At 72.9% G+C, this 26,556-nt stretch carries 23 protein-coding genes and 1 pseudogene; 14 read left to right on the forward strand and 10 right to left on the reverse strand.

Annotation, left to right across the window (positions count from 1 at the left end; all coding sequences use genetic code 11):
- Positions 1 to 66: 66 nt before the first annotated feature.
- Entirely contained in the window at positions 67 to 405 is a 339-nt protein-coding gene (locus Q6347_RS14895) for a hypothetical protein (protein ID WP_304607758.1), read from the reverse strand.
- A 20-nt stretch (positions 406 to 425) separates the two neighbouring features.
- The gene (locus Q6347_RS14900; protein WP_304607759.1) at positions 426 to 1,868 is read right to left on the reverse strand and encodes a bifunctional 2-polyprenyl-6-hydroxyphenol methylase/3-demethylubiquinol 3-O-methyltransferase UbiG; all 1,443 of its coding nucleotides are present in this window, start codon (positions 1,866 to 1,868) and stop codon (positions 426 to 428) included.
- A gap of 242 nt (positions 1,869 to 2,110) precedes the next feature.
- On the opposite strand from Q6347_RS14900, the gene Q6347_RS14905 reads away from it, so the two are divergent.
- The 3 genes from Q6347_RS14905 to glf are packed head-to-tail and all read left to right on the forward strand — an operon-like array spanning position 2,111 to position 6,998.
- Complete coding sequence (locus Q6347_RS14905) at positions 2,111 to 3,949, forward strand: glycosyltransferase (RefSeq protein ID WP_304607760.1); 1,839 nt, start codon at positions 2,111 to 2,113, stop codon at positions 3,947 to 3,949.
- Between the two features lie 41 nt (positions 3,950 to 3,990).
- Complete coding sequence (locus Q6347_RS14910) at positions 3,991 to 5,865, forward strand: glycosyltransferase (RefSeq protein WP_304607761.1); 1,875 nt, start codon at positions 3,991 to 3,993, stop codon at positions 5,863 to 5,865.
- A complete protein-coding gene (glf, locus tag Q6347_RS14915; RefSeq protein ID WP_304603315.1) occupies positions 5,862 to 6,998 on the forward strand; it encodes a UDP-galactopyranose mutase in 1,137 nt (378 codons plus the stop codon). The genes Q6347_RS14910 and glf overlap by 4 nt, the downstream gene beginning before the upstream one ends.
- A 9-nt stretch (positions 6,999 to 7,007) precedes the next feature.
- Here glf and manA read toward each other — a convergent pair whose 3' ends face one another.
- Entirely contained in the window at positions 7,008 to 8,240 is a 1,233-nt protein-coding gene (gene manA / locus Q6347_RS14920) for a mannose-6-phosphate isomerase, class I (protein ID WP_369810866.1), read from the reverse strand.
- A gap of 82 nt (positions 8,241 to 8,322) precedes the next feature.
- Between manA and Q6347_RS14925 the strand changes: the two genes are divergently transcribed.
- Positions 8,323 to 9,099, forward strand: a complete 777-nt coding sequence (locus tag Q6347_RS14925; RefSeq protein WP_304607763.1) for a hypothetical protein — start codon at positions 8,323 to 8,325, stop codon at positions 9,097 to 9,099.
- Here Q6347_RS14925 and Q6347_RS14930 read toward each other — a convergent pair.
- Together Q6347_RS14930 and Q6347_RS14935 are read right to left on the reverse strand one after the other, a co-directional pair.
- Positions 9,051 to 9,992 (reverse strand): hypothetical protein, encoded by a 942-nt coding sequence (locus Q6347_RS14930; protein WP_304607764.1) that lies wholly within the window; start codon positions 9,990 to 9,992, stop codon positions 9,051 to 9,053. The two genes, Q6347_RS14925 and Q6347_RS14930, sit on opposite strands and share 49 nt — an antisense overlap.
- A complete protein-coding gene (locus Q6347_RS14935; protein ID WP_304607765.1) occupies positions 9,989 to 10,864 on the reverse strand; it encodes a hypothetical protein in 876 nt (291 codons plus the stop codon). The genes Q6347_RS14930 and Q6347_RS14935 overlap by 4 nt, the downstream gene beginning before the upstream one ends.
- 199 nt (positions 10,865 to 11,063) lie before the next feature.
- On the opposite strand from Q6347_RS14935, the pseudogene Q6347_RS14940 reads away from it, so the two are divergent.
- The 5 genes and pseudogenes from Q6347_RS14940 to Q6347_RS14960 all read left to right on the forward strand — a co-directional run.
- Positions 11,064 to 12,191 (forward strand): annotated as a pseudogene (locus Q6347_RS14940) (cytidylyltransferase domain-containing protein); the annotation flags it as partial.
- 72 nt (positions 12,192 to 12,263) lie between these two features.
- Positions 12,264 to 13,163, forward strand: a complete 900-nt coding sequence (locus tag Q6347_RS14945) for an N-acetylneuraminate synthase family protein (protein WP_216077611.1) — start codon at positions 12,264 to 12,266, stop codon at positions 13,161 to 13,163.
- 31 nt (positions 13,164 to 13,194) lie between these two features.
- On the forward strand, positions 13,195 to 14,166 hold the full coding sequence (locus Q6347_RS14950; RefSeq protein WP_304607766.1) for a glycosyltransferase family 2 protein: 972 nt from the start codon (positions 13,195 to 13,197) through the stop codon (positions 14,164 to 14,166).
- Positions 14,163 to 15,584, forward strand: a complete 1,422-nt coding sequence (locus Q6347_RS14955; protein WP_304607767.1) for a polysialyltransferase family glycosyltransferase — start codon at positions 14,163 to 14,165, stop codon at positions 15,582 to 15,584. The genes Q6347_RS14950 and Q6347_RS14955 overlap by 4 nt, the downstream gene beginning before the upstream one ends.
- Positions 15,577 to 16,653 (forward strand): glycosyltransferase family 2 protein, encoded by a 1,077-nt coding sequence (locus Q6347_RS14960; protein WP_304607768.1) that lies wholly within the window; start codon positions 15,577 to 15,579, stop codon positions 16,651 to 16,653. The genes Q6347_RS14955 and Q6347_RS14960 overlap by 8 nt, the downstream gene beginning before the upstream one ends.
- A 6-nt stretch (positions 16,654 to 16,659) precedes the next feature.
- Here Q6347_RS14960 and Q6347_RS14965 read toward each other — a convergent pair whose 3' ends face one another.
- Both Q6347_RS14965 and Q6347_RS14970 read right to left on the reverse strand, forming a co-directional pair.
- Entirely contained in the window at positions 16,660 to 17,856 is a 1,197-nt protein-coding gene (locus Q6347_RS14965; RefSeq protein ID WP_304607769.1) for a DUF6716 putative glycosyltransferase, read from the reverse strand.
- Complete coding sequence (locus Q6347_RS14970; RefSeq protein ID WP_304607770.1) at positions 17,853 to 18,863, reverse strand: hypothetical protein; 1,011 nt, start codon at positions 18,861 to 18,863, stop codon at positions 17,853 to 17,855. The genes Q6347_RS14965 and Q6347_RS14970 overlap by 4 nt, the downstream gene beginning before the upstream one ends.
- A gap of 244 nt (positions 18,864 to 19,107) precedes the next feature.
- On the opposite strand from Q6347_RS14970, the gene Q6347_RS14975 reads away from it, so the two are divergent.
- Both Q6347_RS14975 and Q6347_RS14980 read left to right on the forward strand, forming a co-directional pair.
- Complete coding sequence (locus tag Q6347_RS14975) at positions 19,108 to 20,016, forward strand: ABC transporter permease (protein WP_304607771.1); 909 nt, start codon at positions 19,108 to 19,110, stop codon at positions 20,014 to 20,016.
- Entirely contained in the window at positions 20,009 to 21,019 is a 1,011-nt protein-coding gene (locus Q6347_RS14980; RefSeq protein ID WP_369810867.1) for an ABC transporter ATP-binding protein, read from the forward strand. The genes Q6347_RS14975 and Q6347_RS14980 overlap by 8 nt, the downstream gene beginning before the upstream one ends.
- A 13-nt stretch (positions 21,020 to 21,032) precedes the next feature.
- Here the strand turns inward: Q6347_RS14980 and cysC are convergent, their stop codons facing one another.
- Genes cysC through Q6347_RS14995 form a run of 3 tightly spaced genes read right to left on the reverse strand, consistent with a single transcriptional unit; the run spans position 21,033 to position 23,337 of the window.
- A complete protein-coding gene (gene cysC, locus Q6347_RS14985) occupies positions 21,033 to 22,259 on the reverse strand; it encodes an adenylyl-sulfate kinase (protein ID WP_304607772.1) in 1,227 nt (408 codons plus the stop codon).
- The gene (locus Q6347_RS14990) at positions 22,256 to 23,218 is read right to left on the reverse strand and encodes a sulfite exporter TauE/SafE family protein (RefSeq protein WP_304603327.1); all 963 of its coding nucleotides are present in this window, start codon (positions 23,216 to 23,218) and stop codon (positions 22,256 to 22,258) included. The genes cysC and Q6347_RS14990 overlap by 4 nt, the downstream gene beginning before the upstream one ends.
- Positions 23,215 to 23,337, reverse strand: coding sequence for a hypothetical protein (locus tag Q6347_RS14995; RefSeq protein WP_304607773.1), 123 nt, complete (start codon positions 23,335 to 23,337; stop codon positions 23,215 to 23,217). Before Q6347_RS14995 ends, Q6347_RS14990 begins: the two co-directional genes overlap by 4 nt.
- A gap of 69 nt (positions 23,338 to 23,406) precedes the next feature.
- On the opposite strand from Q6347_RS14995, the gene Q6347_RS15000 reads away from it, so the two are divergent.
- From Q6347_RS15000 to cysN, 3 genes are read left to right on the forward strand one after another with little or no spacing between them, the layout of a single operon-like run.
- Positions 23,407 to 24,291: an inositol monophosphatase family protein gene (locus Q6347_RS15000; protein WP_304607774.1), complete on the forward strand. Its 885-nt coding sequence runs from the start codon at positions 23,407 to 23,409 to the stop codon at positions 24,289 to 24,291.
- Positions 24,288 to 25,190, forward strand: a complete 903-nt coding sequence (cysD, locus tag Q6347_RS15005; RefSeq protein ID WP_171247385.1) for a sulfate adenylyltransferase subunit CysD — start codon at positions 24,288 to 24,290, stop codon at positions 25,188 to 25,190. Before Q6347_RS15000 ends, cysD begins: the two co-directional genes overlap by 4 nt.
- A gap of 3 nt (positions 25,191 to 25,193) precedes the next feature.
- Entirely contained in the window at positions 25,194 to 26,504 is a 1,311-nt protein-coding gene (cysN, locus tag Q6347_RS15010; protein ID WP_171247384.1) for a sulfate adenylyltransferase subunit CysN, read from the forward strand.
- The last annotated feature ends 52 nt before the right edge of the window (positions 26,505 to 26,556 follow it).

Below are 26,556 nucleotides of genomic sequence, written 5' to 3' on the forward strand. Positions count from 1 at the left end.
GCCGTGCCAGGGAGCGCACCGCCCGGAGGGGACGCCTCGCCATCGTCCGGACGTCGGCGGCCGGGCTCATGCTCCGGTGTCCGCCCGGGACCCGTCGGCCCGGAGGCGCTCGTCGAGGTTGCTCACGGCGCGCTCCGTCCGGGCCGCGTCGACGGTCGGCGCGACGCCGCGCTCCCGGGCGTCCTGCCGGGCCCGTTCGAACACCACGTCGTAGAGCTCGGCGACACGACGGTTGTCGCGCCGCAGGGCGTCGACCTCGCGGCGCAGCTCCTGCAGCTCGCGCTCGTAGGCGACGAACCGGAGCGGGCCCACGGCGTGGTCGGAGGTGAGGTCGCTGAGGGCCTCGAGGTTCTCCACGGTCCTGGGAGCGAACCGGCGGGCGATACGGGCGAGGAAGGACTTCATGTTGCGGGCTCCTTGCGGGGTCAGCGCCAGATCAGCGTCGTCAGGGTCTGCCGGTCGCCGATCGACGTCGGCTGGTCGTCGGACTGGACCGTGTGCAGGCCCATCCCGAACCGACGCGCCTCGGCGCGCAGCTTGGTGGCCCGGAGGCTCCACGTCTCGGGGTTCTGGGGGTCACGCAGCGGGTCGTCCGTGCACACCGTGGCGTAGCAGAAGGTCTGCTTGTCGATCAGGCCGGTGAAAAGCGTCTGGAAGAGGTCGGACCGGCCGAGCTCGGGCATCTCGTGCAGCAGGTGGTGCGCGAAGAAGTAGGGCTGCCGCCCCTGGTCGATCAGCTCGAGCGTCAGCTCCAGCAGCATGTGCCGGTTGTTGAAGTTGCAGAACCGGTACTCGACGCCCTCGGGCCGGTGCTGGCGCGCCAGGCGCAGCGCCTCGTAGCTGTAGTCCAGGCCGAGGACCTCGTGCCCGGCGTTGGCGATCCGTTCGGTCAGCCGCCCGTCGCCGCAGCCCAGGTCGATCACGAAGGACTCCGGCGGGAGCAGCGAGACGAACCGGTCGACCTGCTCCTCGCCGCCGCTCGGCCCGGCCGGACGGGTGGGCTGCTTCTCGTAGTGCTTCTCCCAGTAGACGCGCTGCCGGTTGAAGACGCCGAAGTAGTTGTCGAACCGGCGGCGCGTCGACCGCGGCGAGACGAAGACGAAGGACGGGTCCGGGATGCGCCAACCCTTGCCGTAGGCAAACTCCAGCCACGCCTCGGGCCGGGCCGGCGCGGGGAGCTCGACCCCGTCGATGGTCATGGTCGAGACGGGCACGAGCGTCTCGCGGGGCAGCTCGCCACGGAGGGCGAAGGGCTGGTTGTAGAGGCCGTCCTCGGTGTGGTAGCCGGTGAAGATGTCGACGTAGTGGTCGGTCTCGCCGGTCTCCGTGAAGAAGGTGACCTGGATCTGCGCGAGGCTCAGCACGATGGCGGTCATCCCGGCGTCGGTCAGCCGGCGCTCCAGCTCGTAGCTGACCCGGCCGGCCTCCCAGTCGTCGGTGGCCTCCGACAGGAACGCGAAGTCGATGTCGTCGTCGTGGGGGAGGAGGCCGCCGTTGCGCATCGCCCCCAGCAGGCTCCCGCCGACCATGTAGATCGGGTATCCCCAGGACTCCATGAGGTCGGCGATGTGCCGTGCGTTGGCCAGCAGACGGTCACGCACGCCGTCGTCGGAACCTTCGAGCACCGGGCCGAGCCGGTCCCACTTGTTCATCGCGAGCCACCGGCCCTGCGCGTCGACGACCTCGACGCGCCGTCCCCGCGACGCGCCCCCGAAGACGACGTCGCCCGTGCCGAGCACGGTGTCGTCCGCCGAGCGCCGCACCGTCACGGTGCTGCGGCCGCGAAGGTGCGGACGCAGGGCGTCCGGCCACGCGAGCCGGCGGCCCAGCGGGTGGCGGGTGTGACCCGGCAGCTTCGTGGACCACACGCGGTGTCCGTCGAAGAGCACGTCGACCGTCTCCGAAGGCTGGTCGGCGGGAACGCGAACACGCATGCCCAGGCGGGAAGCGGTCACGGAGCTCATCGCAGGAAGGGCCCTTCATCGGCGATAGTGGCAGGTCGCGAGTCTACGGGACGTTCCCGACGGGGTTCGACAGGGGGGCGGTCCCGGCATCGTTGCGCGCCCGCTACTGTGGGCGGGCCCAGCGAACCGCCTGACGAAAGGTGCCCATGCACGTCGCCAACGTGCTGTCCGTGCTCGACATGCCGGACCGCCGCGCGCTCTACCTCGAGGGGAGCGCAGCCGAGGACGCGGATCGTGCCGTCGTCGCCCCCGACGGAACCGTCGTCGTCCCTGCGGGCACCTCCCAGGGCTTCGCGACCTACTTCGGGGCGTTCCCCGCCTCGTACTGGGTGCGCTGGACGGGGACGACGGTCGCGCGGCTGGAGCTCTCGCTCGAGGGTGCGGGGACGGTCCGGGTCTCCCGGAGCGCACCGGACGGGTCGTCCGCCGTCGTCGCGACCGAACCCGTGGCGGCCGAGCTGGCGATCGACGTGGACGTCCGTGACGCCGCGGACGGCGGATGGCTCTGGTTCGAGGTCGAGGCGACCGACGAGGTCCGCGTGCGTTCCGGGCGGTGGCTCGTCGACGTGGCTCCGCGGCGCGAGGGCCGCGTCAGCCTGGCGATCACCACCGTCAGCAAGCCGGACTTCTGCCACGCCACGTTGTCGGCGATCGCCGGCTCGCCGGCGCTGCGCGAGGTCGTGGACACCGTCTACGTGATCGACCAGGGCTCCGACAAGGTCGTCGACCACCCGCGCCACGCGGAGGTCGCCCGGGCGCTCGGCGACCAGCTGACGGTCATCGACCAGGGCAACTTCGGCGGGTCCGGCGGCTTCTCGCGCGGCATGCTCGAGACGCTCGAGTCCGGCGCGGACGCCGTGATGCTCATGGACGACGACGTCACCGTCGACCCGGAGGCGCTGCTCCGCGCCGTGCGGTTCCACCGGTGCGCCGTGGACCCCGTGATCGTCGGCGGGCACATGCTCGACTACTACGCCCCGACGGTGCTGCACGCCTTCAGCGAGCACGTCGACCAGCGGCACTTCATGTGGGGCTCGGTCGTGCGGGAGCAGGAACGGCACGACCTCGCCACGGCGCCCCTGCGCGACACGCCCTGGTTGCACGCCCGCGCGGACGGCGACTTCAACGGCTGGTGGATGTGCCTGGTGCCGACGACCGTGCTGCGGGAGGTCGGGCTGTCGCTGCCCTTCTTCATCAAGTGGGACGACGCCGAGTACTGCCTGCGGGCGGGTGAGGCGGGATTCCCGACCGTCTCGCTGCCCGGCGCGGCGCTGTGGCACGTCGCCTGGGTCGACAAGGACGACACGGTCGAGTGGCAGGCCCGCCTGCACACCCGCAACCGCGTCGTCACGGCGCTGCTCCACGCGCGACGGCCCCGCGGCGGCACGATGCTGCTCGACCTGCTGGCCACCGACCTCAAGCTGCTGCTGGGGATGCGCTACTACCCGGTCGACCTGCACGTGCGCGCCCTGCACGAGGTGCTCGACGGCCCGCAGCAGCTCCACCAGGAGCTCGAGCGGACCGTCGCCGACGCCCGCGCGATCGGCGCGGAGTACGTCGAGACGGTGCGCCACGGACCCGGTGACGAGGTGTTCGACGCGCCCGACCGGGCCGCCGGCGGGCAGCCGGTGGCGCCCAAGCCCGAAGGGAGGGCGCGGCAGGCCTGGTTCGCGTTGCGTAGCATCTCGCGGACGTTGCGTCCGGTGTCGGCGGCGGACCGCCGTCGGCCGTCGGCCGTGCTGCAGCGGTCGGAGGCGGCCTGGTGGGAGGTGCCGCGGCACGACTCGGTGCTCGTGCTGTCGGGCGACGGCGGGTCCGGGACGTGGTTGCGCCGCGACGTGCGCACCTTCTGGCGGTTGCTGGTCGCGACGAGCGTCGCTCACCTGCGCCTCGCCTTGCGGTGGCGCTCGACGGCCGACCGGTGGCGGGCCGCGGCGCCCGAGCTGGCCTCCGTGGAGGCGTGGCGCCGGACCTTCGGTCGCTGACCCGCCCGAGCCTCCCCGTCCGTGCCTCTAGGATGTGCGAGATGTCCGCACCCACCGTCGTCGCCGTCGTCGTGTCGTACAACCGAGCAGAGCTGCTCCGCTGCGCGCTCGACGCCCTGGCCGTACAGACCCGTCCCGTCGACCGGGTCGTCGTCGTCGACAACGCCTCGACGGACGACGCCCCGCGCGTGGCGCGCGAGCACCCCGCCGCACCGGAGGTCGTGGCGCTCGCCCGCAACACGGGCGGCGCCGGCGGGTTCGCGGTCGGCATCGCGACGGCGGTGACCGACCACGCCGCCGACCTGGTCTGGGTCATGGACGACGACACGATCCCCACCCCCAGCGCGCTGTCCGAGCTGCTCGCCGCGCGCGAGGCGTACGACGGGGACGTCGCCGCGCTCTGCAGCAAGGTGGTCTGGACCGACGGGTCCGACCACCCGATGAACACGCCCCGGTCGCGTCCGGGGGCCTCGTCGGCCGACGTCGAGCGGGCGAGGGCGGCCGGCGCGATGCCGGTCCGTTCGATGTCCTTCGTCTCGATGATGATCGACGCGGCGGACGTGCGCCGCGTCGGCCTGCCGGTGACGGACTACTTCATCTGGAACGACGACTTCGAGTACGCGACCCGCCTGCTCCGCGACCGCGTCGGTCTGTACGTCCCGGGGAGCGTGGTCGAGCACCGGACGAAGAAGCTCGGCGCCACCGACGCGGACCCCGGGCCGCGGTTCTACTACGAGGTCCGCAACAAGGTCTGGATGTTCACGCGCTCCGACGCGCTGAGCATCGGGGAGCGCGTCCTGTACGGGGGATCGACGCTGCGGCGCTGGGTGCGCACGGTCCGGCGTTCCCAGGACCGCGCCACGCTCGCCCGGGCGGGTCTGCGCGGGCTCCGGCACGGACTGATCCGCGGTCCCCGGCCGGACACCGAGGTGTTGTCGGGCGTGGGCGCTGCCGCACTGACCGTGGCGCGACTAGAGGCCGGAGCCTCGGCGCCCGCTCCTGTACCTGTCGGCCGCATCGCCCAGGCCGCCGGGCCGTTCGTCGCGGGGGAGCCGCTGGCGGACCGCAGGTTCTCCGTGCTGCTGCCGGTGTACCGCGGTGACGACGCCGCGCACCTGGAGCGCGCGTTCCGGTCGGTCACGACCGACCAGACCTTGCGTCCCGACGAGGTCGTCGTCGTGCGCGACGGCCCGGTCGGCGAGGAGCTGGCGAAGGTGCTCGACCGGCTGCCCGGCCTCACGGACGTCCCGGTCAGCGTCGTGCCGCTGCCGCGCAATCTCGGGCTGGCCAGCGCCCTCGAAGAGGGTCTGGCGGTGTGCAGGCACGAGATCGTGGCGCGGGCCGACGCCGACGACATCTCACTGCCGGCTCGCTTTGCGGAGCAGGTGCCGCTGGTGGCCTCGGGCTTCGACATCGTCGGCTCGGCCATCTGGGAGTTCGACGAGGACGAGCACGACCGCGGTCTGGTCCGGGTGCCGCCCACCGGGGCCGGCATCGCGGTGGCGGCCCGGTTCCGCGACCCCTTCAACCACCCCTCGGTCGTGTACCGGAGGTCCGCGGTCGCCGCGGTCGGCGGTTACCAGCACCTCGACCTCATGGAGGACTACCTGCTGTTCGCCCGGATGCTGGCCGCGGGTGCCCACGCCGAGAACATCACGGACCCGTTGGTGCTGTACCGCGTGGGTGCCGGCGCCTACGCCCGGCGGGGTGGCCGCCGTCTGCTGGCGTCCGAGCTGGCACTGCAGCGGACGCTGCACGACGAGGGTTTCGTGTCCACGCCGCAGCTGGTGCGGAACGTGCTCGTCCGGGCCGGCTACCGACTGGTGCCCGAGCGGATCCGGGCGGCCGGCTACCGGGCCTACACCCGCCGGCGTGGCGGTTATCTCTCCAACGACGTGCAGGAGCTGAACGGATGAACGCCGACCTCGTCGTCGTCGGGACCGGGTTCTTCGGCCTCACGGTGGCCGAGCGGATGGCGTCCGCCGGCCGCCGGGTGCTGATGATCGATCGCCGCGAGCACCTCGGCGGCAACGCCTACTCCGAGGACGAGCCGACCACGGGCATCGAGGTGCACCGGTACGGGGCGCACCTGTTCCACACCGCGAACGAGCGGGTGTGGGAGTACGCCAACCGGTTCACGGACTTCACCTCGTACACCCACCGCGTGTACACCACGCACCGGGGCGAGGTGTTCCCGATGCCGATCAACCTGGGGACCATCAACCAGTTCTTCCGGTCCGCGTACGGGCCGGAAGCCGCCCGCGCCCTCATCCGTGAGCAGGCGGCGGAGCTGGGGGACAAGAACCCGGAGAACCTGGACGAGCAGGGGGTCCGCCTCATCGGCCGCCCCCTGTACGAGGCGTTCATCCGCGAGTACACCGCCAAGCAGTGGCAGACGGACCCGCGGGACCTGCCGGCGTCGGTCATCTCGCGCCTGCCCGTGCGCTACACGTACGACAACCGGTACTTCAACGACCCGCACCAGGGTCTGCCCGTGGACGGGTACACCGCCTGGCTGGAACGCATGGCGGACCACCCGAACATCGAGGTGCGCCTGGGCACGGACTTCTTCGACACGTCCCAGCCGGTCCACCAGCGGGCCGTCGTGGGGCAGGTGCCCGTGGTGTACACCGGGCCCGTCGACCGGTACTTCGACTACGCCGAGGGCGAGCTGTCGTGGCGCACGCTGGACTTCGACACCGAGGTGCTGGACGTCGGCGACTTCCAGGGCACCTCGGTGATGAACTACGCCGATGCCGAGGTCCCGTACACCCGCATCCACGAGTTCCGGCACTTCCACCCGGAGCGGGACTACCCGAGCGACCGCACCGTCATCATGCGGGAGTACTCCCGGTTCGCCGAGCGCCAGGACGAGCCGTACTACCCGGTGAACACCCCCGAGGACCGGGAGCGGCTCCGGCGCTACCGCGAGCTGATGGACGGCGAGCAGGACGTGCACTTCGGCGGCCGCCTCGGCACCTACCAGTACCTCGACATGCACATGGCCATCGGGTCGGCGCTGTCGATGGTGGACAACAAGCTCTCCTAGCGGGCGCCGTCACGGCACCCAGGCGCACGCCAGCCGTCCGTCGCCGTCGGCGGTGACCGCCCCGGCGGCGTCGGGGACGAGGCAGGACTGACCCCGACGCAGCGGGGTGGTCCCGGCCTGCGTCAGCAGCCGGACGTCACCGTCCAGCACGAGCACGACGCGCGGCCCGTCCGCCGGCAGCACCACCGGCTCGGCCGGGTGCAGGTCCGCGGTGAGCAGCGCGAACTCGCTGACGGGCGTCCGGTAGCTGGTCACCAGCGAGGACGTCCCCGCCACGACGGTGTCCGGCCGTACCGGGGGCCGCGGTGCGAACGCGGCACACCCCAGCAGCGCGTCGACGTCGACGTGCTTCCCCGTCAGCCCGGCGCGCAGCACGTTGTCGGACGCCGCCATGACCTCGATCCCCAGGCCGGACAGGTAGGCGTGCACCTCTCCGGCCGGGATGAAGATCGCCTCCCCGGGTTCCAGGGAGACCCGGTTCAGCAGCAGCGACGCCACCGCACCGGGATCCCCGGGGTGCTCCTGGGCCAGCTGCAGGACGGTGGCGTCGGCCCGGGGGTCGGGCGAACCGGTGGCCAGCCGTTCGGCGACGGACGCGACCGTAGCGGCGACGTCGTCCGTGCACGCGGGTTCGTCGCGGGCGCCGACGAGGGCCGCGAGCGCGGCACGCATCCCGGGTCCCGACCGAGTCCCGCGCACGGCGGTGCGCACCTGCTCGACCAGGCGTCCCTCGAGGCCCTCCAGCAGCCCGAGCACCGTGCGCGGGCTGCGGAACCCCGCCAGACCCTCGAACCGGCTGAGCGCCACGATCATCTCCGGCTTGTGCTGCTCGTCGTGGAAGGAGCGGTCCGGGGCGTCGGCGGGCAGGGCACGCTCGCGGCGGTACCCGGCGCGGGCGTCGTGCGGCCGCGGGTGCACCTGCAGGGACAGGGCGCGGCGCGCGGCGAGCACCTTGAGCAGGTAGGGGAGGCGCGGGCCGAAGCGGTCGCTGGCGCGTCGGCCGAGGATCTCGTCGGGTGCCCGGGCGACGAGGTCACCGAGGCTCGTGCCGTCGGCGAGCCGCGAGGGCGCGGCCGGATGGGCGCCGAGCCACAGCTCGGCGGCGGGTCGGCCGTCGACGGGCAGGCCGAGCAGGTCCTGGATGTGCTCGAAGGACCCCCAGTCGTACGACCGCACGGAATTGTCCAGAAGATGAATGGAATGCGCATCGACATCTGCCGTTCGCGCAGTGTTCATCAGCATGTCATCGTCCTTTCCGGCGGCGAGGTATATTCCTCGGCGATCGGGTATGGTCTCGATTCTCCATCGACCTTGCGGAGCTGTCGTGCACGCTTTTCACACTCTGGCCTATCTCGACGTCGAGAAGTCGGGATCCACCTATGTCTCGCAGTTCCTGCGCGACTTCCTCGATGACGACGAGGTGTGGTGCCGCAAGCACCACGAGCTGGAGGACCGTCCGCCCGCGGGACGCCTGCACGTCCTGTCGGTCCGGGACCCCGTGGACACGTACCTGTCGCTGTTCTCCTACGGGTGCCAGGGCAGGGGCGGGCTCTTCGGCCGGCTGCGCGACGCCGGCCACGGCGCGCTGTACGATGGCACGGCGGCCGGGTTCGACCGGTGGCTCGACGTGGTGCTGGACCCCGCCTCCGCAGCGGTGCTGGATCCGCCGAGCTACCACCGCCGCGGGGTGGCCGAGCACACCGGCCTGCTCTCCTACCGGGTGGCGCGCCTCGCCGCACCGCGCCCCGACCGGTGGATGCGCGACGTCGGGTCGCCGGAGGAGTTCGTGGGGGCGTACCGCCGGCACCACGTCGTGGACGTGGTCCTGCGTAACGAGAGCCTCCCGCAGGACCTCGAGGCGCTGGTGCTGCGCGACGACCTCTCGTGGCGGCCGTCCCGGCAGGCGGCGCTGACCGCCGTCCGGGCCCAGCAGCGGCTGAACGCCAGCGCACGCCTGGACTCCGTCTCCGGGTTCGCCGTCCCCGCGGACCTCCGTGGCCGGGTGGCCGCGCGGGAACGTCTGCTGGGGGAGGTCTTCGGCTACGACCACCGTCATCGCACACCGACCAGCGAGTCGATCCAGGCCAGGTCGCGGGCGTAGCGGTCCTGGAGCTCGGCGGCGGTGCCCGGGTCGAGGAACGACGCCGGGACGTCGTCGGCGGCCGGACGGCGTCCGAGGGCGTCCGTCACGAACCGGTGCAGGGCCGCTCGCTCGTCGGCGCCGTCCAGCAGCGGCAGCACCGCGACGGACAGGTCCGCCATCCGCTGCGTGTACCGCGTGTTGGTGCGGCGGGAGACCTCGTCCCCGACGGTCGCTCCCGCCGCGTCCAGGAGCTGCAGGGCGTCGGTGAGGATCTGTCCCACCAGCGGCCGCTCGGGTGTCGGGCGGGCCCGGTCGTAGTCGTAGACGGTCACGTTCCCGGCGCCGAAGGTCTCGACCAGCCGTTCGACCGGTGCGCGCCACGAGAGCCCGTCCAGGACGCGGTCGGCCAGCTCGTCGAACCGGACCGGGCGGCCGTGCTTGAGCTGCTGCTGGTACGCGGACTCGAGGAAGTCGCCGTAGCTGCGCACGGTGAACTGCACGTGGCGGTGGACCCCGGCGGTGGCGCGGTCGATGCCGGCGACCGCCTCGGACAGCCGCGGGTACAGCACCGGCGAGTCCCGGACGAACGCCGGTCCGACGTTGGACTCGCACGAGTAGAACAGTCCGTCGGCGCGGCTCGTGCTCCAGGCGGACTCGAGGAAGCTCCTCAGCCGGGCGTCGGCCCCGGGCCGGGAGGTGTCGTACCAGCCGCCGAGCGCGGCCCTGATCTCCGGCTGGGTCGTGCGGATCGCGACGCCCTCGCGCGCCAAGGTCTCGGCGTGGTCGCGGCACCAGGCCTGCACGGCGGTGGTGCCGGTCTTCTGGGACCCCAGGTGGAGCACGACGCGGCGGTCGGCGGGGGCTCGGCGCCGGCGACGCAGGGCCGTCGTCGTGCGGTCGATCAGGTTCATCGGACCTCCACCAGGGTGCGGATGCGGGTGCGGTCGGCGAGGTCGCGGGCGGCCAGGAGCTCCTCCTGGCGGGCCGTGAGCGGCCAGGCCGGTGCGCCGCCGACGTCGATGCCGTCGACGAAGGTGCGCAGCATGCGCCGTTCGTCCCAGGAGCGCAGGTGCGGCAGCGCGGCCAGGGCGACCTCGGTCTGCCGGCGCGACCAGGACGGGTGTACCGGATCCGCGGTCGCGTCGTCGCCGAGCTCGGTCGGCCCGCCGAGCAGTTCGCCCAGGGCGGTGGTGAGCACCGAGGCGGCCGCGTCGCGGCGGTCGGGGTCGGTCGCCACGTCGTGGACCGTCACCCGGTCGGCGCCGACCGTCGCGACCACGTGCTCCACGAGCGGGACCCACGAGGCATCCTCTGTCGTGGTCAGGAAGTCGTCGAAGGTGACCAGGTGGCCGTGGCGGACCGCCGTGATCCAGGCGTCCACGAGCGTCTCCGCCTGGCGGCCGATGGACAGGTGGAGGGTCCAGGGCACGTCCTCCAGCGCGGCGGCCACTCCGTCCACGCCCGCGGCGGCGGTGGGGTGCAGCGGCCCACCGGTGTGGCGGAAGGCCGGTCCCAGCGGTGCGTGCGAGGAGAACAGGGCCGGCCCCTCGGCGGTGAGGTATTCCCGGATCTGGCGTCGGCTGCGGTCGCTGCGCCAGTCGAGGGCCGGCGCCGCCTGGCGGAGCTCCGACCAGGTGGTCCGCGCCGCCAGACCGCGGCGCCGGAGCGGCCGCCGGTGGGTCCCGCACCAGTCCTGGACCGCGCGGGCGGTCGGCGGGTGGGCACCGAGATGGACGGCCACCGCCGGTGCGGTGGCGGGGGGCCGCGACGTCGCGTCCAGCATCGTCGTTGCTCCTGTTCTCGAGAGGTCGGTCAGAGGAATGGTGGTGGCCCCGGGAGGGCCCTGACATGACATTCTCGTGGCCGGGCACAGGGTCCGTGGTGCCATTCTGAAGAATGTTCACGGATCGGCCACCGACTGTTCCGTCCGCGTTACCGGGAATGGGCCGAAGGCGTCGTCCTGGCGACCTAGAGTCGCCGACATGCACCATTCCGTCCTCGTCGTGATCCCCGCCCGTGGCGGGTCGGTCGGCGTCCCGCTGAAGAATCTGCAGCACGTCGGCGGGAGCTCGCTGGTCGCCCGCTCCGTGCGGGCGGCGACCGCGGCGCCCGCGGTGACCGACGTCGTCGTGTCCACCGACCACGACGGGATCGCCGCAGAGGCCCGGCGGCACGGCGCCCTGGTCGTCGAGCGCCCGGCGAACCTGTCCGGCGCGACCGCCAGCTCGGAGTCCGCCGTGCTGCACGCGCTGGACACGCTCGCGGCGCAGGGACGGCCCGACCCCGCCGTCACCGTCCTGCTGCAGGCGACCAGCCCGTTCGTCGACCCCGCCGACCTCGACCTGGCGATCGGCCGGGTGCTCGACGAGGAGCACGACGTCGTCGTCGCCGTCACCCCCACCCACGACTTCCAGTGGCGCCTGGACGCCGGCGGCCCCGTCCCCGTCGGGCACACGACGGACCACCGTCCGCGGCGCCAGGACCGTGCACCGCACTTCCGCGAGACCGGAGCCTTCTACGTCATGCGCACGGCCGGGCTCCGGGCGGCCGGGAGCCGCTTCTTCGGGTCGGTCGGCCTGCAGCCCGTGGCGCCGGAGCACGCGCTCGAGATCGACGAGCCGCGCGACCTCTGGCTCGCCCGGGCCCTGCTCGACCGTCCCGCGGACGACGTCGCCGGGCCCGCCCCCGTGCCGCAGGACGCCGCGGCGCTCGACGTCGACGCCCTCGTCACCGACTTCGACGGCGTGCACACCGACGACCGCGTCCTCGTCGACTCCGGAGGTGTCGAGACGGTGCGCGTCCACCGCGGCGACGGTCTCGGCATCGGCCGGCTGCGCGACGCAGGACTCCCGATCCTCATCCTGTCCAAGGAGACCGACCCCGTCGTCACCGCCCGGGCCCGCAAGCTCGGCGTCGAGGTCCTCCAGGGCGTCGACGACAAGGCCGCGGCCCTGCGCGCCTGGTGCGCGGCACGCGACCTCGACCCCCGACGGGTCGCCTACGTCGGCAACGACCTCAACGACCTCCCCGCCCTGGGTGTCGTCGGCTGGCCGGTGGCCGTCGCCGACGCCCGTCCCGACGTGCTCGCCGCCGCGCGGGTCGTCACCGCAGCTCGCGGCGGCCACGGCGCCGTGCGCGAGATCTGCGACCGCATCGTCATCACCCATCGGAAGGACCCCGTCATGACCACCACCACGACCACCGCGGCGCTGCAGCCCGTCCAGATCGGCGAGCACCAGGTCGGTGCCGGCCACCCCGTGTACGTGATCGGCGAGATCGGGATCAACCACAACGGCGACGTCGAGATCGCCAAGCAGCTCGTCGACGTCGCGGTCGCCGCCGGCTGCCAGGCCGTGAAGTTCCAGAAGCGGACCCCGGAGATCTCGACGCCCCCGGACCAGCGCGACAAGATCCGGCAGACGCCCTGGGGCGAGATGACCTACCTCGACTACAAGTACAAGGTCGAGTTCGAGCACGACGAGTACACCGAGATCGACCAGTACGCCAAGGCGCAGGGCATCCAGTGGTTCGCGTCGCCGTGGGACGTCCCCTCGGTGGCGTTCCTCGAGGAGTTCGGGGTGCCGACCCACAAGATCGCCTCGGCGTCGGTCACGGACCACGACCTGCTGCGGGCGCTCGCCGACACGGGCAAGCCGCTCATCCTGTCGACCGGGATGTCGACGCTGGAGCAGATCGACGCCGCCGTGGAGATCCTCGGGACCGACGGTCTGGTGATGCTGCACGCCACGTCGACCTACCCCCTCCCGCCGGAGGAGGCGAACCTGCGCACCATCGCCACGCTGCGCGAGCGCTACGGCGTGCCCGTGGGGTACTCCGGCCACGAGACCGGCCTGCAGATCTCCCTCGGTGCCGTCGCCCTCGGTGCCGTCGCGGTCGAGCGACACATCACCCTGGACCGGGCCATGTGGGGTTCCGACCATGCCGCGTCCGTCGAGCCGAAGGGCCTGAACAACCTGGTCCGGGACATCCGCATCCTCCAGGACGCGCTCGGCGACGGCGAGAAGCGCGTGATGCCCGGCGAGCACGCCCCCATGTCGCGGCTGCGCCGCGTCGCCGGCTGACCGCGTGACGGACGGGGAGGTCGCGGACCCGATGATCCACGCTCGACCCCAGGTGTCCGTCGTCGTCCCCGCGCGGGACGCCGGCGGGCACCTGCCCGACGCCCTGGGCTCCCTGCGGCGCCAGGGCCTCGACCTGGACCAGGTGGAGGTCGTGGTCGTCGACGACGGGTCCACGGACGACACCGGCGACGTGCTCGACGCCGCCGCCGCGACGTTCCCCGCGCTGCGCCGGCTCCACCATCCGACGCCTCGCGGGGTCTCGGCGGCCCGCAACCGGGGGATCGCCGCGTCCACCGGGCGGTGGATCACGTTCCTCGACCCGGACGACTGGTACTTCCCCGGTCACCTGGCCGCGATGGTGCGGGCGGCCGAGCAGCACGACGTCGACTTCCTCGTCTGCGACCAGGTGCAGGCGCACGGCACGGGTCGCCGGCTGGTCCGGGCGCCGGAACCGCGTCGGCACGTCGCCCTCGACCCGCGGACCGGCATCATGCCGACGAACCGGTCGACGATGGTGAACTACGTGCAGGTCTCCTCCCGGCTGCTCGCGCGCCGGGTCGTCGACGCGGGGCTCGCCGTCTTCGACGAGAGCCTCCCGACGGCGGAGGACCGCGAGTGGGCGTGGCGCCTGCTGCTCGGCACCCGGTCCTACGCCGTCGTCGACGCCCCCGGCTACGTCTACCGGCGGGCCGTGGACGGCTCCTTGACCGACATCGGTGACGCGCGCCAGCTCGGGTTCCTCGAGGCCTACGACGCGGTGCTCGACCAGCTGCGCGACCAGGACCTGACGCGGTACGAGCCGAAGGTCGCCCGCGACCTCCTGGCGGTGCTGCACCACCACGTGAAGCGACGGACGTCCTACCCGGACGCCGTCTGGACGCAGATGACGGGACGGGCCGCGCAGGTCCTGGCCCGTCTCGACGACGCGGTCCTCGCCCGGCAGGTCGCGGGCATCGGCCCCGAACGTGCCCGGGCGATCCGCAGGCAAGGAGTACGGCTGTGACCATCGGGACGCAGGTCGTGACCGCCTCGACGCTGTTCGGCACGGCCACGGTCGTCGCGGCGTGGGACGCCGGTGTGCTGCCACGCCGCGACCGGACGGTGCTGGTGGTCCAGCACAACGTCCCGGCACCGGAGGCGTCGGAGGACTTCACCCGCGGCCCCGGCTTCGCCGCGCTGGCCGACCGGTTCGACCACGTCGTCGCCTGGAACGACGTCGTCGCGCCGCACCACCCCAAGTCGTGGACACCGCGTCCGGCCGACGCACCGGTCTGGGAGCGGCTGCTGCGCGAGCGGTGGCGGCTCGGCGACGGCCCGCTCGAGCTCGTCGGGGAGTCCGTGGCGACCCCGCCGACCGGGGCGCTGGTGGCCATCTTCGCGAGCGCGGCCCTGACCGTGTACGCCGACGGGCTGATGGTCTACGGGCCGACCCGGTTCGACGTCGGCCACGAGGTCGGCGGACGGGTCGAGCGCGTGCTGCACCCCGACCTGCTGCCCGGCGTCCGCCCGACGCTGCTGGCCGAGTGGGACGTGCCCGGCACCCTCGTCCCCGCCGAGTCGTTCCGCAAGGTCGTCGCCGCGGTGACGGACGCCGTCGAGCGGGGTGGCGCGGCGCTCGCGGGCGTGCTGCCGCCGGCCGGGTCGTACGCGCTGGTCCTCGGGCAGTACCTGGCCGCGATCGGCCTCCTGACCCCGCAGGAGGAGCAGGCGCTGCACCGGCGGATGGTGGACGCGGCGGCGGACCGGGGGTTCACGCGCGTGCTCCTCAAGCCGCACCCGTCGGCGCCGAGCCAGGGGACGCGTGACCTCGCCGCCCACGCGGCCTCGCGCGGTGTCGAGCTGGACGTGGCGCCCTCGGCCGTGCTCGCCGAGTCGGTGTTCGACGTGTCGGCACCCGGACTGGTCGTGACCTGCTTCTCGACGGGCCTGGCCACCGCCCGCGCCCTCTACTGGATCCCCACGGTCGGCGTCGGCACCGAGACGCTGCTCGACCGGCTGGAGCCGTACCCGAACTCGAACCGGGTGCCGGCGGTCGTCGTCGACGCGCTCGACCGGACCGACGAGGCCTGGGGCGAGGACCCCGCGCGGATGCAGCAGCTCGTGCGTGCCGTCTCCTACTGCCAGCAGCCCGAGCGCCTGGCCGCGTTCCGTGACGAGACCGCCGCGCTGCTGCGCGGCCTGGACGACGCGGAGCTGCGCCGGTGGTTCCGACGCCGTCGGCTCACGGCGCTGGGCCTGCCCGGCGGGTTCCCCGTGCCGTGGTGGCGGTCCACGCGGCTGGTCGCCGCGCTCGACGGTGCGGACCGGCGGCTGCTCGGCGGACGCCTGCGACGGCTCGTCGCCTCCGGGGTCTCCGGCGGCGGTGACGACCTGCGGGCCGCCGTCGGCGTCGCACGGGCGAAGGTGGCCTCCCGTGGGTGACGCGGACCTCGCCGAGGTGCTCCGGCACACGGAGGCCCTGCCCGACCGCTGCGGGGTCACGGTCGTGGCCTGCGTGCGCGACGAGGAGGCCTACCTCGAGGCCGCGATGCGCTCCGTGCTCGCGCAGGACCACGACGGGGAGCTGAGGCTCGTCGTCGCCGTCGGCCCGTCCCGCGACGCGACCGAGCGGATCGCGGCCGGGCTCGCGGCCGCGGACGACCGGGTCGTGCTCGTCGACAACCCGACGGGATCCCGCTCGATCGGGCTGAACCTCGCGATCGAGCACGCCGACGGCGCGGACGGGCACCCCGTCGTCCTGCGGGTTGACGGGCACACCGAGCTGCCGCCCGGCTACGTGCGCCGGTGCGTCGACCTGCTGCGCCGGACCGGTGCGGTCGGGGTCGGCGGGGTGATGAGCCCGGTCGGCACCGGGACCGTCCAGGAGGCGACGGCGCGGGCGATGAGCCACCCGGCGGGTATCGGCGCGGCCTCGTTCCACGTCGGGGGCGACCCCGGGCCGGCGCAGACCGTGTACCTGGGTGCGTTCCGGCGGGAGGCCGTGCGCCGCGTCGGCGGGTACGACCCGACGCTCTTCCGGGCCGAGGACTGGGACCTGTGCCTCCGGCTCCGCCGGGCCGGCGGTCTGCTGTGGTTCGACCCGGCGCTCGTGGTCGAGTACCGCCCGCGACGGACCGTACGGGCCGTCGCCAAGCAGTTCTGGCGCACCGGGATGTGGCGGCGCGAGGTGGTCCGCCGGGACCCGTCCACGGCGGGTCTGCGCTACCTGGCACCGCCCGTGCTGGTGACGGTGCTCGGGATGTCGGTGCTGGTCGGGGCGGCAGGGCTGCTGACGGAGGCACCGGTGCTGACCGCGGTCGGGGCCGTGGCGCCGGCGGGGTACCTCCTCGGCGTCCTGGCGGCCACCGTCCACGCGGCGACCCGTCGGCCCCGGCTCGCAGCGCGTTCCGCCCTGGTCCTGCCCGTGGTGCTCATGACGATGCACCTGTGCTGGGGCGCGGGGTTCGTCCGGGGTCTGACCGCCCGGGCGGCGGTCGACCACCGGGCCTGATCCGGGTCACGGCCGGCGACGAAGGCGTGCCGAGACGGCGGTCGGCAGGGCGCTGCGCGCTGCCGCCCAGACGTGCCGTGGCCACGACCACGGCGCGGTCGTGGCCGGCGGCAGCGCGCCCCGGCGGGACAGGTCGCCGAGCACCGCGACCGTCCCGGGCAGGTCGTCACGCGTGTGGAGGTAGCCGTCCTCGCACCAGGCCGGGTCCGGGACGGGACCGCCACCGCGCAGCGTGTCCGCGATCTCTTCCAGGCGTCGCAGGCACCCGGAGCCGGCGAAGGCCTCGTTGAGCTGGTCGGGACCCACCCCGAAGTCCTGGACCAGCACGGTGGGCAGACCGCGGGCGAGTGACTCCAGCGCCGCGGTCGAGCTCACGGTCACGAGGGCGGTCCCCGGCCCGAGATGGTCGGAGAGCGCGCCGACGGCGAAGTCCAGGTCGCCGCGCGAGCGTCCGAGCCGGCCGTGCTCGGCGTCCCACAGCACGTCGAGCGGGAACGGCTCGTTGTGCGTCTGTCGCTCCCCGCCCCGCCCTCGCAGCTTCACGACCACCCGGTACCCGTCGTCCGTCAGCGTCGCCAGACCGTCGAGCAGGCGCAACCGCTCCGCACGGGTCGCGGGAACCTTCGCCTGCGCGGCGAACACCACGCGACGCGGTGCGACGGGCGGGTCCGGCCGGTCGGTCCCGGCCCGCGGCATGAACGGCAGGCGGGACAGCACGAGGCGAGGACCGACACCGTGGGCGGCGAAGGCCTCGGCGTAGGGGGCTACCTCCTGCGGGCCGTGCACGACGAAGGCGTCGGCCCACCGGCGCCACCCGGTGCCGTGCGGGGTGGCCGGCAGGGCCATCCCGGGCAGCCCCGTCACCAGCGCAGGTCGACCGCTCCGCCGGGTGGCGCGCACGACCTGGCGTGCGACGAGCTCGGCGACGGGACCCGTGGCCGCCACGAGCACGACGTCCGGTCGGGTGTCGGCCACGAGACGGCCGACCCCCCACGGCCCGAGGACGTCGGGGTCCGGGATCGCCGTGCCGACGGTCGCGGCGTGCCGCTGGGCTGCGCTGGGTGCCAGAGGAGAGCGCACGACGACCACCTCGGGGCCCCGCGCATTCGCAGGATCCGCGAGCCGGAGACCGGCCAGGGTCCACGCCGCCCACTTCAGGTAGGAGTCCGAGTCGGCCACCGCCAGGACGCGGGGGACGCTCATGACACCCGGACGCGGGCCGGTGACGGGCGCCGCGACGGCGTGGCTGCCCGGGCGAGCCGGGCCGCGCGGCGGAGGTGGTCGCGCAGCGCCGGGGTCGCGTGCGGTGTCCACCAGGAGTCGGGGACGTCGTGCGTGGTGACCCGGACACCGCGGGGGCCGAGCAGCCGCGTCAGCGTCACCGCCGACGTCGACGGCAGCGAGACGACCTGCTGGTCGGGGTCCAGGCCGCGCAGACGCAGCTCCACCGGGGCGCCGGGCGCGTCGACCCGGACGCCGGGAAGCGTCTCGACAGCGGCGGTCACGAGCGGGTGATGACGCCGGTGCGGCACGTACCGCACCGGACCGTCGGCGGCGAGCCCGCGGAGCCAGGTGAGGTAGTGGTCGGGGTGCACCAGTCGATCTGCCACGAGCGCGGACCCGACCACGACCGTCGGTTCGGCGCCGGCGGCGTCCGGACCGGTGGGGGTGTGGGACGCCAACCACTCGAAGGAGTGCTCGACCACCTCCACGCCGAGCCGGGACAGCGCCGCACGGCGGGCGTCGCCCAGCGGCAGCATCGTGCAGAGGGTGAGCCCACCCCGAGCGGCCTGTCGTCGCAGCCGTCGGGTGGTCATCGCGCCCAGGACTCGCCGGACGGGGTGGCGCGGGGCGGAGAGCCGGACGAGTGGCCGGCCCGACACGAGCCGGTCGACGACGTCGAGGGTGCCCAGGCCGTCGTCGACCACCACCTGGCGCGAGGGAGTGCCCGTCGACAGCGCCGCCTGGTACGCGCCGGAGAAGGGGTCGCCGCACACCCAGGGCTCCTCCGGAGCCAGTGCCCGGCGCGCGGGCCCGACCTGCACGTCCACCCCGTCGGGCAGGCCGAGCTCGCGAAGCGCCGCCACGGTGTCGGGCATCGTGGGCACCCCCTGGCGAGCCGTGATGCGCAGGCGCCCCTCGGTGTGGCCGGCGGCGTGCGCCTCGACGGCGCAGAGCAGTTGCAGCGGGGACTCGACCAGTGCGCTCACGCGGTCAGCGTCGCAGCGCCGGACGACCTCGAGACGGCGTGGGGATGGCGCCCGGATGAACGGTGCTCGACATCGGACAGCATGTCCGACCTGGTTCGGAACGCCTCACGCCCTGTAGGTACGATCGGACCGTCGGATTCCCTGAGAGACAGGTTCGCACCGTATCGTGACCCCCGTGAAGACCGCGACCTCGGGTACGCAGGGCGCACAACGTCCATCATCGCCGGAAGCACCCGCTCCCGTCGTGCCGGCGACCTCGTCCGCCGAGCGACGGGCAGAGGCGGAGAAGTACGGCCTGACGAAGATGGGCGTCCGCCCGCCGTTGTGGACCTACATCAAGGATGTGGCCCGGCGCGGACCGTTCATCCGGGTGCTCGGCACGTCCACCGCGTACGCCCGCAACCAGAACACCTACCTCGGCCAGCTGTGGGCGGTGCTCAACCCGATCCTCAACGCTTCGGTCTACGTGCTGATCTTCGGCATGCTGCTCAACGTGAGCCGTGGTGTCGACAACACCATCGCCTTCATCGTCATCGGCGTCTTCCTCTTCCGGTTCGTGGAGCAGTCGGTCAACGGCGGGGCGCAGTCGATCGCCAAGCGGTCCAACCTGATCCGCTCCCTCCACTTCCCGCGTGCGGTGCTGCCGCTGTCGAACGTCATGTCCCACCTGACGACGCTCGTGCCGTCGCTGGTGGTCATGTGCCTGATCGTCCTGGGGTCCGGACTGCTGCCCAGCTACGACCCCGTGCCCCTGACGTGGGAGTGGTTGCTGCTGGTCCCGGCCGTCGGTCTGCTCTGGGTCTTCAACATGGGGATCGCGTTCATCATGGCGCGGCTGGTCGCGATCACGCCCGACCTGGACAACGTCATCAGCTTCGTCCTGCGTCTCACGATGTACGCCTCCGGTGTCATCTTCCCCGTGGTGCGGTACGTCAACGAGCTGCCCCAGTGGATGCAGGGCTGGACGACCACGATCCTCGAGTACCAGCCGGTCGCGGTGTATCTCTACCTGGCCCGGGCGTCTCTGATGAACGAGGACGCGTTCCTGCAGGACCCGTTCAAGTGGTGGCTCGGCATCATCTGGGCCGTGGTGTTCTTCGTCGCCGGATTCATCATCTTCTGGCGCGGTGAGGAGAGGTACGGACGTGACTGACGACGTGTCCGAGGCGGACGCCCACCTCGACTTCGACATGGAGGACGAGGCCGACGACGCCGGTGAGCACGCGGAGGCGATCCCGCTCGGTGATCCGTGCCTGGTCGTCGACGACCTGCACATCGTCTTCCGGGTGTTCGGCGGCAAGACGGCCGAGAGCGCCCGCGCGCAGGGGATCCACGTCCAGGACGCCGAGCCGCCCCGGCGCAGCCTCGTCAAGCGGTTGCTCGGCGCCGGACGCCAGCACGTCGGGGCCGTCTCCGAGGTCCATGCGGTCCGCGGCGTGTCCTTCATGGCCCGGCACGGGGAGTCGATCGGGATCGTCGGCATCAACGGCTCGGGCAAGTCGACGCTGTTGCGGGCGATCACCGGCCTCATCCCCCCGCACTCCGGGTCGGTGTACGTGGACGGCGAACCGGCGCTCCTGGGGGTCAACGCCGCGCTCATGCCGCAGATGACCGGGGCGAAGAACATCGAGATCGGTGGCCTGGCCCTCGGCATGACACCCAAGCAGGTGGACGAGAGGTTCGACGAGGTCGTCGAGTTCGCGGACATCGGCGACTTCGTGGACATGCCCATGAAGACCTACTCCTCCGGGATGGCGGCACGCCTCCGCTTCGCGATCAGCTCGGCGGCCATCCCCGACATCCTCATGGTCGACGAAGCACTGGCCACCGGTGACGCCGCGTTCAAGGCGCGTTCCAAGGCACGCATCGCCGAGGTCCGGCAGCAGGCAGGAACGGTCTTCCTGGTGAGCCACTCGATCTCCACGATCGAGGCGATGTGCACCCGGGTGCTGTGGATGCACCAGGGCCAGCTCGTGATGGACGGACCTGTCGAGGAGGTCACGGCGGCCTATCGCGAGTTCGTCCGGGCGCACCGGCAGGCCCGGTCCAGCGGCCAGGCGGGGGGCCGACGCCGCAAGCGCAACGGCGGGGGCGGCGGTCAGGTCTCGGGCGGCAGGGCCCGGCGCCAGGACAAGGCGCCGGCGCCCGACGCCTGACCGTCGCCCGGGCTCAGAGCAGGTCCTTGACGCGCGCGACGGCATCCTCCACCGAGGTCACCGACGTGTCGACGACGAGGTCGGCGTCGGTCGGCTCCTCGTACGGTGACGAGATCCCGGTGAACTCGGGGATCTCGCCGGCACGGGCCTTGGCGTAGAGGCCCTTGCGGTCCCGCGCCTCGCAGACCTCCAGCGGTGTGGAGACGTGCACGAGGACGAACCTGCCGGCGGCCTGGGCCATCTCCCGCACCCGGGCACGCCCGGACGCGAACGGGGCGATCGGTGCCGCGATCGCGACACCCCCGTGGTACGCGACCAGCGAGGCCACGTAGCCGATGCGCTCGACGTTCAGCTCGCGCGACGCCTTGTCGAACCCGAGGCCCTTGGACAGGTGCTGTCGCACGGCGTCGCCGTCGAGGAGGGTCGTGTGGCGCCCCTCGTCGTCGAGCTCGGCCGCCAGCGCCTGGGCGACGGTGGACTTGCCGGAACCGGACAGGCCGGTGAAGAACACGACCGTGCCCTCGGACCGGGCACCGCGCGCGGCGTGCTCCACCTCCCGGGCGACGGCGTCGGGGTACAGGGTCCCGACCTCCCTCGACCACAGCGTGCCCAGACCTGCCACCCGCTCCGCCGTCGGGGGAGTGCGGTGGTCGGCCAGGCGCTCCACGCGGTCCGCGCCGTGGTGGGCGGCGACGTCGTCCCAGCGCAGTCCGGCGCCGTCGGCCCAGGGCACGACGACGGTCCGGACCGGCCCGTCGAACGCGGCGGCGACGGCGTCGCCCACCACGGTGCCGACGCGCGCGAGGCCGGGCGCGCCGAGGTGACCGGGCTCCGGGTGCCGCCGGGACGCGGGCACCAGCACCAGCACGGCGGCGGCTCCGGCGACGAGACCGTCGAGGGCGTCCAGCTCGTCCCGTGTCGGGGCGGCGTCGACCAGGAGGGCCAGCACGTCACCGACGGGCCCGACCTCGCGGCGGATCTCGTGCGCGACGTCGTGCGCGCCGCGGCGCACCGCCGGGTCCCAGTGCGGTCCCGCGGCGCGGGCGATCGGCTTGAGCGCGGTCGCGGTGCCGTCCTCCCCGAGGACGGCCAGCGGCGTGTTCTCCGCGTCGGTGAGCGTCACGGGTCCCTGCACCGGGCGGTCGAGCAGGGTCAGCGTGTCCGTCCCGCCACCGAGGTGGAGCTCGAGCAGGTCGAGCTCGACCGGGCTCAGGACGTAGGTCGTCTCCGGTGTGTTCATGGGCGTTCGGTGTCGTCCTTCGTCGTCGAGACCGACGCCCGGTCCGGCGTCGGCGGGGTGCGTGGTGGGTGGTGGGCCAGCCGGTCCCTGATCACGACCCAGGCGATGTTCCCCCCGACCAGCGCGACCGCGGCGGCACCCAGCACGACGGCGAGCGGTGCGCCCAGCAGCTTCAGCCCGGAGGCGAGCAGGAGGACGGCGAGCGCGCGTCGGATGAGGCCGCCCGGGGCCCGGCTGGAGACGTGGGCGCCGGCCCACGCGCCGGGGACGGCGCCGATCAGCAGCGAGGTGGTCAGGTCCAGCGAGAAGTCCCCGTACATCAGGTGGCCGAGCGCGGCCGCGGCGACCAGCGGCACGGCCTGCACGAGATCGGTGCCGACCAGGTTGGAGGCCTTGAGCGCGGGGTAGAGCATCAGCAGCGCCACGATGACGATCGACCCCGACCCGACCGACGTCATGCCCACGAGCAGACCCGCGACCGCCCCCAGGGCGACCGTGGGGACCGGGCGGACCACCACCCCGGCGTTGGTCGGACGGACGGGCCCCTCCCCGAGGGCGCGCTGGTGCTGCACCATGCCGATCGTCGCGCGCACGACGAGCATCGTCGCCGCGAGCAGGAGGGCGACGCCGAGCACGAGGCGCAGGGCCTCGTCCAGGGAGTCGCCGAAGGGGAGCGCCCGGATCAGGAAGACGCCGCCGAAGGCCGCCGGGACCGACCCGACGCAGAGCCAGCCGACGAGCTGCAGGTTCGCCGTCCGACGCCGGAGGTGGACGACGGCGCCCGCCGGCTTCATGAAGAGGCTCGCGACGATGTCGCTCGAGACGGCGACCAGGGGGTCGACCCGGAACACGAAGATCAGCATGGGGGTCATGAGCGCCCCGCCACCCATGCCCGTCAGACCGACCACGAAGCCGACGACGAGGCCGCCGAGCGCGAGGGCGGGATCGACGTCGATCACCGGTGCGACCCCTCCGTGCCCCGGGCGGGTGGCGGGTCCGTCGACGCCGTCCCGCGCGCCGCCCCGGCGGACCGGGGCAGGACGGGTCCCGCACGGCGGATCGAGGCGTGGCCAGACATGGCCGCAATGGTAGCCTCGGCCGAGTCCTTGGCCCGTCGCGTGCCAAGCCCCGAGACACGAGGAGCTCGATGACCACGCCATCACCGGCGCTTCCTGACCCGACGACGGGCGACGGCGATCTGGCCGCCGCTCTGGCCGAGAAGGCGGGACGGGTGCTGCTCTCGCTGCGCGCCGACGTCGACGCCGCCGGGGGCGAGTTCGACCCCCGGGAGCTGAAGAACGCCGGCGACGCGGCCGCCCAGAGCTGGCTGGCCGCCGCCCTGACGCACGCCCGCCCGGAGGATGCGGTCCTGTCCGAGGAGGCGAAGGACGGCGCGGCTCGGCTCGACGCCGACCGGGTCTGGATCATCGACCCGCTGGACGGCACCCGGGAGTTCGCCGAGCGCACCGAGGACGGCTCGTGGCGCGACGACTTCGCCGTGCACGTCGCCCTCTGGGTGCGCGGCCAGGAGGACGCCACCGCCGGTCCCGGAGGTCTCGCGGCAGCCGCCGTCGCGCTGCCGGCCCGTCAGGTCGTGCACACGACGGTGACGCCTTCGTCGGCCAAGGACCTGGACGAGGCCGCCGAGGCGGTCCTGGCGGGCGATCGCCCGCTCCGCATCGCCGCCAGCCGCTCCCGGCCCCCGCAGTTCGTCGCCGACCTCGCCCGGCGCGACGACGTCGAGCTGGTGCCGATGGGCTCGGCCGGCGTCAAGGTGGTCTCCGCCGTCGACGGCACGGTCGATGCCTACGTCCACGGTGGTGGACAATACGAGTGGGACTCGGCGGCGCCCGTCGGTGTCGCGCTGGCCGCCGGCCACACGGCGACCCGGCTCGACGGCTCCCCGCTCGAGTACAACCGCCAGGACCCCTGGCTCCCCGATCTGTTCGTCTGCCACCCGGCCCTGACCGCGCACCTGCGCGCGGCGCTGCAGGAGGTCGGCGTGGCGATCAAGGAAGGTGCCCAGTCGTGACGTCCCACGTCCTGAGCCAGCTCCGCAGCCTCGAAGCGGAGAGCATCCACGTCTTCCGGGAGGTGGCGGCGGAGATGCAGCGTCCCGTCCTGCTGTTCTCCGGCGGCAAGGACTCCATCGTGATGCTGCACATGGCGGCGAAGGCCTTCGCCCCGGCGCGCATCCCGTTCCCGATCATGCACGTCGACACCGGTCTGAACTTCCAGACCGTGCTCGACTGCCGTGACCGCTGGGTGGAGAACCTCGGGGTCCAGCTGGTCGTCGCCTCCGTGCAGGACGCGATCGACCGCGGCCTGGTCCAGGAGGAGCCGAACGGCTCGCGCAACCGCATCCAGACGCCGGTGCTCCTGGAGGCCGTCGAGAAGCACGGCTTCGACGCCGCGTTCGGTGGTGGCCGGCGCGACGAGGAGAAGGCCCGTGCCAAGGAGCGCGTCTTCTCGTTCCGCGACGACTTCGGTCAGTGGGACCCGAAGAACCAGCGCCCCGAGATCTGGAGCCTGTACAACGGCCGGGTCCACCAGGGCGAGTCGATCCGGGTCTTCCCGCTGTCCAACTGGACCGAGCTGGACATCTGGTCCTACATCGCGGCCGAGCAGATCGACATCCCGGACCTCTACCTCGCCCAGGAGCGCGAGGTCGTGGAGCGCGACGGCATGCTGTTCGCCGTCAACGAGTTCACGCCCCTCAAGGAGGGGGAGACCTCCGAGGTCCGGTCCGTGCGGTACCGCACGGTCGGTGACGCGAACCTGACCGCCGCCGTCGAGTCGAAGGCGACCACCCTCGAGGCCATCGTCGAGGAGGTCGCGGCGGTCCGGATCACCGAGCGCGGCGCCACGCGTGGCGACGACAAGGTGAGCGAGGCCGCGATGGAGGACCGCAAGCGAGAGGGCTACTTCTAAGCCATGACCACGACCGAGAACACCACCGCCGAGGCTCTGACCGACGGCTCCATCGACCTGCTGCGGTTCGCGACGGCCGGGTCCGTCGACGACGGCAAGTCGACCCTCATCGGCCGCCTGCTGTTCGACTCGAAGACGATCTTCGAGGACCAGCTGGACTCGGTGGAGCAGGTCTCGAAGGACCGCGGCAACGACTACACCGACCTCGCGCTCCTCACCGACGGCCTGCGCGCCGAGCGGGAGCAGGGCATCACGATCGACGTCGCGTACCGCTACTTCGCGACGCCGAAGCGCAAGTTCATCATCGCTGACACCCCGGGGCACATCCAGTACACCCGGAACATGGTCACGGGCGCCTCGACAGCCGACGTCGCGCTGATCCTCGTCGACGCGCGCAAGGGCGTCATCGAGCAGTCGCGCCGACACACGTTCCTGGCGACGCTGCTCGGCGTGCCGCACATCGTGGTCTGCGTGAACAAGATGGACCTCGTCGACTACGACGAGGAGGTGTTCGAGAACATCCGCCGAGACTTCACGGAGTTCGCGTCCCGCCTGCGTGTCCCGGACCTGACGTTCATCCCGATCTCGGCGCTGGAGGGCGACAACGTCGTCAACCGCTCGGAGAACACCCCCTGGTACGACGGGCCGGCGCTGCTCAGCCACCTCGAGCGGCTGCACGTCGCCTCCGACCGCAACCTCATGGACGTCCGGTTCCCCGTCCAGTACGTGATCCGGCCGCAGTCGCACGACGCCCGTGACTACCGCGGGTACGCGGGCACGGTCGCGTCCGGCGTCATGAAGCCCGGTGACAAGGTCGTCGCGCTGCCGGCCGGCCTCGAGACGACCATCGAGGCGATCGACACCGCCGACGGTCCGGTCGAGGAGGCCTACCCCCCGATGGCCGTGACCGTCCGCCTGGCGGACGAGATCGACATCTCCCGTGGGGACATGATCGCGCGACCGAACAACACGCCGGCGGCCCTGCAGAACATCGACGCGCAGATCTGCTGGATGGACTCCGAGTCGTCACTGGTCAAGGGCAAGAAGTACGCGATCAAGCACACCACGCGGTGGGCGCGGGCGATGGTCAAGGACATCAACTACCGCGTCGACGTCAACACGCTGCACCGTGACGAGGAGGCGACCGAGATCAAGCTGAACGAGATCGGCCGCATCCAGCTCCGGGTGACGCAGCCTCTGTTCGTCGACCCGTACCAGCAGAACCCCCAGACGGGGTCGTTCATCCTCGTGGACGAGTCGACCAACCGGACGGTGGCGGCGGGCATGATCGGCGGGCTGCCGCACTCGTCCTGATCGGCCCGGGGGTCGGTCCGCGCGGGGCCGGCCCCCTCGTTCACGCTTGGAG

The organism is Isoptericola sp. b408 (genome assembly GCF_030588085.1).
Lineage (GTDB): Bacteria > Actinomycetota > Actinomycetes > Actinomycetales > Cellulomonadaceae > Isoptericola > Isoptericola sediminis.